Raw genomic sequence first — 11,985 nt, forward strand, 5'->3', positions numbered from 1 at the left:
GAACCCGGTGCACCACCCCAGGGGAGGAACCACATGCCGCAGGCCCACGGGCACGCGGACTTCGCGCACCTGAACGTCGTCTCCTCGGCCTCGGCCCGCTACGGCACCACACCGCCCGAGCGACTCGTCGAACGCGCCGCGGAACTCGACATGGGCCTGCTCGCCCTCACCGACCGCGACGGCGTCTACGGCATGGTCAAACACGTACGCGCCTGCCAGAAGGCGGGCCTGCGCCCCGTCCTGGGCTGCAACCTGGCCGTGGCCGCGCCCGACGGCGGCCGCGTCACCCTCCTGGCCCGCGGCCGGCGCGGCTGGGCCTCCCTGTGCCGCCTGGTCACCCGGGCCCACGACACCGCGGCCGACACCCCCGCCCTGTCCCTCCACTCCCTGGCCGAGCACGCCGACGGCCTCGTCGTCCTGCTCGGCCCCGAGTCCGACGTCGGCACCGCCCTGGCCCAGGGCCGCCCCGGCCTCGCCCAGCGCCTCCTGGACCGCTGGCGCGCCACCGCCGAGACGGTGATCGAACTCGTCGACCACTACACCCCCGGCCACCGGCGCACCGCCCAGGCCCTCCTCGACCTGGCCGCCCGGACCCGTACCCTGGCCGTGCTCACCAACGCCGTCCGCTACCCCGGCTCCACCGACGCCGAGGTCGCCCACGTCCTGGACGAGGCCCGCCGCTGGCTGCCCGGCGGCACCCGCCCAGGACCCGCCACCGCCCAGGCCCACCTCAAGAGCGGCGCGCAGATGCTGGAGGTCGCCCGGCGCCTGTGCGGAGACGACACCGCGGCCCGCCGCCTGATCGCGCACACCAACGCCCTGGCCGCCTCCTGTGCCATGGACCCCGACGCCGACCTGGGCATGGACCGCGCCCACCTGCCCGACGTCCACGACCTCCGCGACCGCCTCTGGCGCGACTGCGACGACGGCCTGCACCGGCTCGGCCTGCACCGCGACCCCGGCGCCGTGCACCGCCTGGCCGCTGAACTGGAGGTCATCGAGCACAAGGGCCTGTCGGCCTACTTCCTCACGGTCGCCGACGCCGCCGCACGCATCCGCGACAAGGGCATCCGGTGCTCCATCCGCGGATCGGGCACCGGCAGCCTGGTCAACCACCTGCTGGGCATCTCCGCGATCAACCCCCTGGACCACGGGCTGCTCATGGAGCGCTTCCTCAGCCGCAGCCGCAGCGGCCTGCCCGACATCGACCTGGACGTGGAGTCCGCCCGGAGGCTGGAGGCCTACGACGCGGTCTTCGCCGCCTACCCCGACACCGCCTGCGTGTCCATGATGGAGACCTACCGCGCCCGCAGCGCCATCCGCGACGTCGGCGCCGCGATGGGGATCCCCCCGCACGAGATCGACGCCCTGGCCAAGGCCTTCCCCCACGTGCGCGCCCGCCGTATCCGCTCCGCCGCCCAGGACCTGCCCGAGCTGCGCGGCTTCCAGGGCACCGGCCTGGGATCGGCCGCCGCCCAGACCCTCTTCCGGCTCGCGGAGAGCCTGGACGGCCTGCCCCGCCACATCGCCATGCACCCCTGCGGCCTGGTCGTCTCCGGCTCCACCCTGCGCGAGCGCACACCCCTGGAACCCAGCCGCGCCGGCTACCCCATGGTCCAGTTCGACAAGGAGGACGTGGAGGAGATGGGGCTGATCAAACTCGACGTCATCGGCGTGCGCATGCAGTCGGCCATGTCCCACGCCCGCCACGAGGTGGCGCGCACCACCGGCGAACACCTGGACCTGGACACCCTGCCCCAGGACGAGTCCACGTACCGGATGATCTCCTCCTCGGCCACCCTGGGCTGCTTCCAGATCGAGTCGCCCGGCCAGCGCGAACTCGTCAGCCGCCTGCGCCCCGCCGGCATGGACGACCTGATCTGCGACATCTCCCTGTTCCGGCCGGGCCCCGTCGGCAGCGACATGATCACCCCCTACCTGGCCGCCCGCGACGGCCTGAGCCCGCCGATCCACCCCTCCCCCGTCCTGACCGACCTGCTCGCCCCGACCGGCGGGGTCGTGATCTTCCACGAACAGGTCATCGGGACCCTGCACGCCATGACCGGCTGCGGCCTCGACCAGGCCGAGTCGATGCGCCGCCGGCTCGGTACCGAGGAGGGCCGGGCCCAGGTGCGGCAGACCTTCACCACCATGGCCGACGAGTGCGGGCACGACCCGCGGATCGTCGAACGGGTCTGGGAGATCCTGTCCTCCTTCGGCTCCTTCGGCTTCTGCAAGGCCCACGCGGCCGCGTTCGCGCTGCCCACCTACCAGTCGGCCTGGCTCAAACGCCACCACCCCGCCGCCTTCTACGCCGGGGTCCTCACCCACGACCCCGGCATGTACCCGCGCCGCGCCATCATCGACGACGCCCGCCGCTTCGGCGTCCCCGTCCTGGGCGTGGACATCGACCGCTCCCAGGACCAGTGGCGGGTGGAGGAGGTGGACGGCACCTGGGGCGTGCGCGCATCCCTGGCCGACGTCCGGGGGATCACCGCGGCCGAGATCGGCCGGGTCCTGGCCGAGCGCCCCTTCCACTCGCTGCCCGACGCCGCCAACCGGGCCCGCCTGTCCCGCGACGTGCTGGAGAACCTCGTCAGGGTGGGCGCCTTCGACGCGCTGTACCGGATCGGCTCCGACCCGGCCGCACCCCACCGGCGCGACCTCCTCCTCCAGGTCAGCGCTCTGGAACGCGCCGGCCGCACCAGGACCGACGGCGGCCAGATCCCGCTGCCGATGGCGGGGGCCGCCCCGGCGCAGGGGGCGCTGCCGGAGATGAGCGAGGACGAACGCGTCCGCGCCGAACTGGAGGTGCTGGGCTACGAGGTGGACCGGCACCTGCTGGACGGCCACGCCGAACTGCTGGCCGCCCTGGCCGCCGGGCACCGCCTGGTCACCGCCCGCGACCTGCACCTGGTCCCCAACGGGCAGGAGGTGCTGGTGGCGGGGGTGAAGGTGGCCACCCAGACCCCCGCGGTGCGGTCGGGGCAGCGGATCATCTTCACCACCCTGGACGACGCGACCGGGCTGGTGGACCTGACCTTCTTCGAGTCCGTGCAGGACCGGTGCGCGGCCACCGTGTTCGGGTCCTGGCTGCTGGCCGTACGCGGCCGGATCCGCCGGTCCGGGTCGGGGATGGCCACGGTGACCGCCACCCACGCCTACGACCTGGCCGAGCTCGGCGCGGCGTGGGAGGAGTCCGGAGCCGGGGGCCTGGCCGACGCTCTACGTCCCCAGGGCCCCGTCCGGCCCTCCCGGGGCGTGGGCGGGCGCCGGATCCGCTACTCCAGCGGGTTCCGCGTCTCCCCCTACGCCGACCTGCCCTCGGTCACCGCGGCCCCGCGCGGACTGTGGCACGCCAGCCCCGGCAGCTCCGGCCCGTGACGGTCCACGGGCACGGCCGGGCAATCGGACACCGTGCACCCGACAGGCGCGGAAGGTGCACCGATTGTTAACACCGGTGCCCTTCCGTCCCCCGGCGCGTCTCACTAACCTGAAGCGCTCCCGCTTCCCCGAACCCCCGGAGGTAGAACCACCATGGCCGCGGACTCCCCCCTCTCCCGACGCGGTGCGATCGGCGGACTCACCGCCGCCGGAGCACTGGCCCTGGCCGGGTGGCCCGGCACCGCCGCCGCGTCCTCCGCCCGCGACGCCCTCATCACCGTCATGGGCACGTCCGACCTCCACGGCTACTGCCTGAACTGGGACTACTTCAAGAACGCCGAGTACGAGAACGGCGACGGCGACCACATCGGCATCGCCAAGGCCGCCAGCCTGATCAAGCAGGTGCGGGCCGAGCGGGGCACGGACAACACCCTGCTATTCGACTCCGGGGACACCATCCAGGGCTCCTCCCTGGCCACGTACTACAACACCGTGGAGCCCTTCACCGAGACCGGTGAGACCCACCCGATGGCGCGGGCGATGAACGCCGTCGGCTACGACGCCGTGGCCCTGGGCAACCACGAGTTCAACTACGGCCTCGCGCACCTGGACGCCTGGATCGAGCAGATGGACGCCCCCGTCCTGGGCGCCAACGCCGTCCACCACGGCACCGACGATCCCGCCTACAAGCCCTACGTCCTCAAGCGCATGCGGGTGACCTGTACGAACAAGCCCGGCCGGCAGCCACTGGTGGTCGGGGTGCTGGGGCTGACCAACCCCGGCTCCATCATCTGGGACCGCCGCCACGTCGAGGGCGAGCTGGAGTTCCGCGACCTGGTGGAGACGGCCGCCCACTGGGTGCCGATCATGCGCGCCGAGGGCGCCGACATCGTCATCGTCAGCGCCCACTCCGGGGACAGCGGCACCTCCTCCTACGGCGAGGGGCTGCCGGTGGAGAACGCCTCGGCCATGGTCGCCGAGGAGGTCCCCGGCATCGACGCGATCCTGTTCGGGCACGCCCACCGGGACGTGCCGGAGCGGTTCGTGACCAACCGCGTGACGGGTGAGGACGTCCTGATGTCGATGCCCTCCTACTGGGGGCGCCGCCTGTCGGTCATGGACCTGGCGCTGCGCCGTGAGCGCGGCCGGTGGCGGGTGGTGTCCAAGAGCGCGGTCGCCCTCAACGCCAACACCGTGGAGGAGGACCCGGACGTCGTGGCGGCGGTCGAGGGCCAGCACGCCACCGCCGTGGACTACGTCAACCAGGTGATCGCGACCTCCACCGAGGAGCTGAGCGCGGCCGAGGCGTGCTGGACGGACACCCCGATCCTGGACTACATCCAGCACGTGCAGATCCAGACGGTCCGCGCGGCTCTGGAGGGGACCCCGGAGGCGGACCTGCCGGTCATCTCCATCGCGGCGCCCTTCAGCCGTTCGGCCTCCTTCCCCGCCGGTGACGTCAGCATCCGCGACATGGCCGGTCTGTACGTGTTCGACAACACACTGCTGGCCAGCGAGCTCACCGGCGCCCAGGTGCGGGCGTACCTGGAGTTCTCCGCACGCTACTTCGAGCGGGTCGCCCCGGGGGCGGCGGTGGACCCCGAGCAGATCACCAACGCGGGCGGCACCCCGGACTACAACTTCGACCAGATCGCGGGACTGGAGTACGAGATCGACATCTCCCGGCCCGCGGGGCAGCGCATCACCTCGCTGACCCTGGACGGCGCGGAGGTGGCCGACGGCCAGCGCTTCGTGATGGCGGTGAACAACTACCGCCAGTCCGGTGGCGGCGGCTTCCCGCACATCGCCGACGCCCCGGTGGTCTACAACCGGCAGGTCGAGGTGCGCCAGGCCCTGATCGACCACGCCACGGCGACCGGCACGATCGACCCGGCCGACTTCCACACCCCCAACTGGCGCCTGGTCCGCGAGGGCGAGCCCGTCTTCGGGTGAGGGCCCGGCGCCCGGGGGCGAGAGCCCTCGACCGCCGGGTGGAGGCTGCGTGAACGCGGTCCGGGGCCGTCACCCGAAGACGGGCCGAAACCGGATCCGGGCCCTGGAATACCCGGCGGCCCCTTCGGGTTACACCCTTCGCAGGCCAGTGCGGTAGAAAGTGTCCCCCGGGCTCACACACCGCCTTCACGGAATACCGCGTCCGGCTCCCTCACGGGTGACCGGGCGGCAGGAACCGTGTTGTGCCCCAAGCCGAGAGGCGACCGCCGTACCGGTCTCGCACGTCGAAGGTCCCACCGAGCACATCGGTGGGACCTTCGCTGTGTCCGGGGCCGGTGCCCGCCACAGGCGCACCGGCCACACCACGAGCCGCGTGCGCCACCGCCGTCGCGCGGCTGACGGCGCCCGCCGCTCACGCCGGTGCCGGGCGCAGGTGGTCCAGGGCCCCCTCCCCGACCGGGTAGGGGCGCTCGCGGGGCAGCAGGCGCGTCGCACCCTCCAGGTCGCCCGCCCCGACCAGGGCGTGGACCTCGTGGGCCAGCGGGGTCACGTCGGTGAAGGAGACCGCCCACTCGTCGGCGTAGCGGCGCGTGGCCTCCCCGGCCAGCCCCAGTTGCAGGGAGCGGTGGCCCAGGGGCCGCAGGAGCAGGTCGCGTTCGGGATCCCACTGCACGCGGGCGGGGTTCTCGCGCAACCGGCGCTTCCAGTCCCCGTGGTCGGCGTGCACGCCGGAGGTGAAGTGCGACAGGCACGCGTGGCGCAGCGCCCACTCGAAGCCCCCACGGGTGATCTCGACGGCCAAAACCGTCTCCTGGTTCGGCTTCCGCCCCCAGCCGCACCTGTACATCATCCACAGGAAGGACGGCTTGATCCACGTCATCCGCTCGCGCTTCCACGAGGGCGGGAAGCGGCCGTCGCGGACGGCGGGACCGCCGATGGTCGGGTGGTAGGCCTGGTACACGGTGACCGTGTCATCGGTGAACCGGGCGCGGATCTGGTGTCGAGGGATCTCCATGGGCGACCAGCTTCGAGCCTGCCGAGCGCGGGGGCAAGCCCTTTTTCCGGTCCCACCGGCACCGCGCGGCCGGCCGGCGCGGACGTCGGACGGGAGCCGGAGGGGACTCGTCACCGGCCGCGGGCCGGGACCTCGGCCTTGAGGAGCATCTCCGCGTACTCCTCCTCGGGGTCGGAGTCCAGCACGATCGCGCCGCCCGCGCCGATCGACAGCTCCCCGCCCGCGCGCACGGCGGTGCGGATGACGATGCTCAGGTCGGCCGTCCCCGAGTGCGAGAGGTAGCCCAGCGCACCGGAGTAGATCCCGCGCGCGGAGGACTCCAGCCGGTCGATGATCTCCATGGTGCGCAGTTTGGGGGCCCCGGTCATCGACCCGCCGGGGAAGCAGGCGCGCACCGCCCCGACCGCGGACACGTCCGCGCGCAGGCGGCCCCGGACGGTCGAGACGAGCTGGTGGACGGTGGCGTAGGACTCGGTGTACATGAACGCGGGAACCTCGACGGTGCCGATCTCGCACACCCGCCCCAGGTCGTTGCGGAGCAGGTCCACGATCATGAGGTTCTCCGCGCGGGTCTTGGCGCCGGTGCGCAGCTCCTCGGCGGCCCGGGCGTCGGCGTCGGGGTCGCCGTGGCGGGGCGCGGTCCCCTTGATGGGTCGGCTCTCGGCCACCCCGTCGCCGTCCACGCGCAGGAAGCGCTCGGGTGAGGCGCTCAGCACGCTCACCCCGCCCAGCCGCAGCAGCGCGGCGTAGGGCGCGGGGCTCACGGCGCGCATGCGGCGGTAGAAGTCCAGGTCGTCGCCGTCGGGGTCGGGCAGGCGGACCCGGTTGGTCAGGCAGATCTCGTAGCTCTCGCCGGCTGTGAGGTGGCCCAGGCACTCCTTGACGTCGTCGACGTAGGCCTGGCGGGGGCGCTCCAGCAGCCCGGCCAGATCGGCGCGGGGCGAGGCGGGCGCGGGGCCGGGCAGGGGCGCCAGGCCGATGAGCGCATCGCGGGTGCGCCGCAGCCAGGCGTCGCCGTCCGGGGCGTCGTCGGCGCACACGATGTGGGTGCGGCCGAGCCGGTGGTCGACGGCGACGAAGCGGTCACAGCGCATCCACACCGCGTCGGGGGTCGGCGCGGTGTGGACGGCGGCGCCGCCGCAGTCGGCCTTGAGCTCGTAGCCGAAGTAGCCGACGTAGCCGCCGGTGAAGTCGAAGGGCAGGGCGCTGGGGGCGGGCGGTGGCGTGCGCCGTTCGAGGGCGTCGAAGACGCTGCCCGCCTCCTGGTGCTCGGTGCCGTCGGCGGAGCGGACGCGCACGCCCGGTTCGCCCACCCGGTAGGTGAGCACCTCGCCGGTGGCGCGGCCGAGGTAGGAGAAGCGGGCGGGTCCCTGGGGGCGGGAGCTGTCCAGCCAGAACGCGTACTCGGCGTCGCCGTACAGGCGGGCGAAGGCGGCTTCGGCGTCCACGGCGACCGGCAGTTCCAGTGTGCGCGGGACGGGTGCCCGGAGCCCGCTCCGGCCGTTCGGGGCCGGATCGACCGACTCGGCCGCGGCCCCCCGCGCGGAGGCGGGACCGTGTCGTCCGGCTGCGGACTCGTGCGGCCCGGAGACGGGATCGTGCAGCGCAGGCCCGGATGCGAGTGGCCCTGGGGTGGACTCGTGCGGTGCGGAGTCGCGTGGTCCGAAGGAGAGCTGGCGCGGTCCGGACTCGGCCGGGGGGCGGTCGGGCCCGGCCGGCCGCTGTCCGCTGTTGTGCGCCCGGGCCAGGTCGAGGAAGGCGCCGACCAGCTCGGCACCGAAGTCTCCGGCGACGGACTCGGGGTGGAACTGCACGCCCCACCGGGGCAGGTCGCGGTGCTCCAGGCCCATGACCACGCCGTCCTCGGCCCAGGCGGTCGCCGTCAGCGTCGGCGGCAGCGGTCCGCGGACGGCCAGCGAGTGGTAGCGCACGGCCGTGAAGTCCTGCGGCAGGCCCGCGAACAGGCCGCGACCGGTGTGGCGGACACGGGACAGGTGGCCGTGGCGGGGCTCGGGGGCCGAGGCCACGTCGGCACCGGCCAGGAGGGCGATGGCCTGGTGGCCCAGGCACACGCCCAGCACGGGCACGCCGGTGTGCGCGAGGAGGTCGGGCACCCGGCCGAGGTCGCGGGGGTTGTGCGGGCGGCCGGGCCCGGGCGAGACCACGACGGCGTCCACGTCGGACGTGTCGAACCCGTCCCAGCGCGCGTCGTCGTTGGTGAGGACCTCGGGCGTCCGGCCCAGCACGCGCGCGATGAGCTGGAAGAGGTTGTACGTGTAGGAGTCGTGGTTGTCCACGAGCAGAACGCGCATTTCACCCCCTTCCCTCCCGGTCGCGACACTCCAGGTTACGGGGCCCGTGACGGGGACGGATCGGCCGAGGGGCGGCGCTGTCCACAGGCCCCGTCCGCACCCTGGCGGCGGGACCGCCGCGTGGGTACAACTAGAGGGAGAAGCACTCCACCTTCACCGAACCAGGAGTGGGTCATGGCCTTGGCGATGGGCGCTTTCGTGATGGTCCTCATGGTGACGATGGCGTTGTTCCTCGTCCTGGCGGCGGGCTCCGCGTCCCGCCTGCCGGGACCGGACCGCCCGCGTCCCTTCCCCGAAGAACACGACGCCGCGCCCAGGCAGGGCCTGGACGCGGCGGAAGAGGAGCTGCGGCTCAGATACGCCCGCGGCGAAGTCGACCGCGAGGAGTTCCTCCAGCGCAAGATCGATCTGGAGCGCTGAGCCGGGCGTTCAGCCCCGCATCTCCTCCAGGGTCTTGCCGCGCGTCTCGCGCACGAACCGCCACACGAAGAAGAACGACAACAGGGCGAACAGCGCGTACAGGGTGTACGTGCCGCTCAGGTTCCAGTCGCGCAGGCTGGGGAAGCTCACCGTGATCAGCCAGTTGGTGATCCACTGGGTGGCGGTGGCCACGCCCATGGCCGCGGCACGGATCCGCAGCGGGAACATCTCGCCCAGCAGCACCCAGACCACCACACCCCACGACAGGGCGAAGAACAGCACGAACGAGCTGGCGGAGACCAGCGCCAGCACGCCCCAGCCGAAGGACAGGGAGGCCTCCTCGCCCACGACCTCCGCGTTGCTGAACGCGTAGGCGGTCAGCCCCAGGGCCACGGTCATGCCGGCCGACCCGACCAACAGCAGGGGCTTGCGGCCGATGCGGTCCACCAGGGCGATCGCGATGACCGTGCCCACGATGTTGACCACGGAGGTGAACAGGCTCAGCAACAGGGAGTCGCTCTCGGCCACGCCGACGGACTGCCACAGCGAGCTGGAGTAGTAGAAGATCACGTTGATGCCCACCAGTTGCTGGAAGGCGGAGATCGCCATGCCGATCCACACGATGGGCAGCAGGCCGTAGCGGCCCGTCAGGTCGCTCAGCCGAGGGCGCCGCTCCGCGCCCAGGGCCTCGTGGATCTCCCCGATCCGCCGGTCCACCTGGACACGGTCGCCGCCCTCCACCTCGGCCAGGACGCGGCGGGCCTGGGCCACGCGCCCCTCCCGGACCAGGAACCGGGGCGATTCGGGGATGGTCAGGCTGAGTCCGATGTAGAGCAGCGCGGGCAGCACCTCGATGCCGAGCATCCACTGCCAGGCCTGCAACGGCCCGATGTCGTTCTGGGCGCTGCCGCCCGCGCTCTGTGCCACGGTGTAGTTGACCAGCTGCGACATGGCGATGCCCAGGACGATCGCGAGCTGTTGCAGTGCGGCCAGCCGACCGCGGAAGGCCGCCGGTGAGACCTCGGCGATGTAGGTCGGCGCGATCACCGACGCCATGCCGATGGCCACACCGCCCACGACCCGCCAGGCGGTCAGGTCCCACACCGAGAAGGGCAGCGCCGAGCCCACGGCACTCACCGCGAACAGCAGGCCCGCGATCTGCATGACACGGATGCGGCCGAACCGGTCGGCCAGGGACCCGGCGGTGGCGGCGCCCAGAGCACTGCCCAGCAGGGCCGCGGCGACCGTGAAGCCGAGTGTGGCCGGACCCACGTCGAACCTCTGCTGGATGGCGTCCACGGCGCCGTTGATGACCGCGCTGTCGTAGCCGAAGAGGAATCCGCCCATCGCCGCGGCGGCGGCGATCAGCGTCACGTGGACGATGTTGACCTCACCCTCGACGGAGGACCCGGTCGCCTTCCTGCCTGCGTCGCTCACCTTGCAGCCTCCTTCCCGGGCACGCGCCGATGGGCGCGCCACGGCTCCAGGGTGCGGGACAAGCGCGCCGGAGGCCGCTCGCGCAACGCCTTCGGGGGCGATTTCGGAACCATCGTTGACCCGCCGCTGGGACCCGTGGGGCGGGCCGGGTCCGTTCTCGGGCCCGCCGGGCCGTCCGCACGACCACCGGGTACGGCCCCTTCGCACCGCCCGGCCGAGGACGGGGCCGCCGCACCGACGGAGTGGACGCCGCGGCCACGGGCCCGTACAAGACTCGGGCCGCGTTTTTTGGCGGGTTCGAGGGCTGTGCTCGGCCGGGTCTGTCGACAGGATCGTCCCCGTGACGACATTCCAGCCCCTGGCCGAGAAGGCCCTGCGACGTCAGCTCCCCACCCGCGCCGAACTCCTCGCGGTCCTCTCCAGCTCGGACGACGACCTCATGGACCTGGTCGCCGCCGTGTTCAGGGTCCGGCTGCGCTACTTCGGCCGCCGGGTGAAACTCAACTACCTCGTGAACATGAAGAGCGGGCTCTGCCCGGAGGACTGCTTCTACTGCTCACAGCGCCTGGGCTCCGAAGCGGAGATCGTCAAGTACACCTGGCTCAAGCCCGACGAGACGGCCAGGGCCGTGTCCGCGGGCGTCGAGGCGGGCGCCTCGCGCGTGTGCCTGGTGGCCAGCGGCCGCGGCCCCACCGACCGCGACGTGGACCGGCTCGCCCCCACCATCTCCGGCATCAAGCAGCAGCACCCGGGCGTGGAGGTGTGCGCCTGTCTGGGACTGCTCTCCCAGGGCCAGGCCGACCGGCTGCGCGAGGCGGGCGCCGACGCCTACAACCACAACCTCAACACCTCCGAGGAGCGCTACGCCGACATCTGCACCACGCACGAGTTCGCCGACCGGGTGGACACCGTCGAGCAGGCCAAGCACGCCGGGCTGTCCCCCTGCTCGGGCCTGATCGCGGGGATGAGGGAGAGCGACGACGACCTCGTGGACGCCCTGTTCGCGCTGCGCGAGCTGGAGCCGGACTCGGTGCCCGTCAACTTCCTGATGCCCTTCGACGGCACACCGCTGGAGGGCACCTGGGAACTGACCCCGCAGCGCTGCCTGCGGATCCTGGCCGCCACCCGGCTGGTCTTCCCCGACGTGGAGGTGCGCCTGGCGGGCGGCCGAGAGATCCACCTGCGCTCGCTACAGCCCCTGGCCCTGCACCTGGTCAACTCGCTCTTCCTCGGCGACTACCTCACCAGTGAGGGGCAGGAGGGCAGCGCCGACCGGGAGATGATCGAGGACGCCGGGTTCGAGATCCAGAGCGCCGGCGAGCCCACGCTCCCCAGGGAGCGCCACGACCTGCTCAAGGCGCGCCGGCGGGGCGCTGGAACCGCTCTTCCGCCCAACGCCTGACCGCCGGCACGCCTCCTGTGCGTGAGGGGGTGCCGCCGCGTGGCACGCGCGGCGGCACCCCC

The 11,985-nt window shown here is 72.8% G+C and carries 7 protein-coding genes; 4 read left to right on the top strand and 3 right to left on the bottom strand.

Annotated features, from left to right (window positions below):
- Window positions 1-33: 33 nt before the first annotated feature.
- Window positions 34-3,384 (top strand): DNA polymerase III subunit alpha, encoded by a 3,351-nt coding sequence (locus tag ADL05_RS13785; RefSeq protein ID WP_053617351.1) that lies wholly within the window; start codon window positions 34-36, stop codon window positions 3,382-3,384.
- A gap of 153 nt (window positions 3,385-3,537) precedes the next feature.
- On the top strand, window positions 3,538-5,337 hold the full coding sequence (locus tag ADL05_RS13790) for a bifunctional UDP-sugar hydrolase/5'-nucleotidase (RefSeq protein ID WP_053617352.1): 1,800 nt from the start codon (window positions 3,538-3,540) through the stop codon (window positions 5,335-5,337).
- Between the two features lie 412 nt (window positions 5,338-5,749).
- Here ADL05_RS13790 and ADL05_RS13795 read toward each other — a convergent pair whose 3' ends face one another.
- Both ADL05_RS13795 and pabB read right to left on the bottom strand, forming a co-directional pair.
- Window positions 5,750-6,352: a DUF4291 domain-containing protein gene (locus tag ADL05_RS13795; RefSeq protein ID WP_053617353.1), complete on the bottom strand. Its 603-nt coding sequence runs from the start codon at window positions 6,350-6,352 to the stop codon at window positions 5,750-5,752.
- A 110-nt stretch (window positions 6,353-6,462) separates the two neighbouring features.
- Window positions 6,463-8,664, bottom strand: coding sequence for an aminodeoxychorismate synthase component I (pabB, locus tag ADL05_RS13800; protein ID WP_053617354.1), 2,202 nt, complete (start codon window positions 8,662-8,664; stop codon window positions 6,463-6,465).
- A gap of 174 nt (window positions 8,665-8,838) precedes the next feature.
- Here pabB and ADL05_RS13805 point away from each other — a divergent pair, with 174 nt between their 5' ends.
- Window positions 8,839-9,084 (top strand): hypothetical protein, encoded by a 246-nt coding sequence (locus tag ADL05_RS13805; RefSeq protein WP_053617355.1) that lies wholly within the window; start codon window positions 8,839-8,841, stop codon window positions 9,082-9,084.
- 9 nt (window positions 9,085-9,093) lie between these two features.
- Here ADL05_RS13805 and ADL05_RS13810 read toward each other — a convergent pair whose 3' ends face one another.
- On the bottom strand, window positions 9,094-10,521 hold the full coding sequence (locus ADL05_RS13810; RefSeq protein ID WP_053617356.1) for a sugar porter family MFS transporter: 1,428 nt from the start codon (window positions 10,519-10,521) through the stop codon (window positions 9,094-9,096).
- Between the two features lie 340 nt (window positions 10,522-10,861).
- On the opposite strand from ADL05_RS13810, the gene bioB reads away from it, so the two are divergent.
- The gene (bioB, locus tag ADL05_RS13815; protein ID WP_053617357.1) at window positions 10,862-11,923 is read left to right on the top strand and encodes a biotin synthase BioB; all 1,062 of its coding nucleotides are present in this window, start codon (window positions 10,862-10,864) and stop codon (window positions 11,921-11,923) included.
- The last annotated feature ends 62 nt before the right edge of the window (window positions 11,924-11,985 follow it).

Origin of the sequence: Nocardiopsis sp. NRRL B-16309, assembly GCF_001279585.1 — a bacterium.
Classification (GTDB): domain Bacteria; phylum Actinomycetota; class Actinomycetes; order Streptosporangiales; family Streptosporangiaceae; genus Nocardiopsis.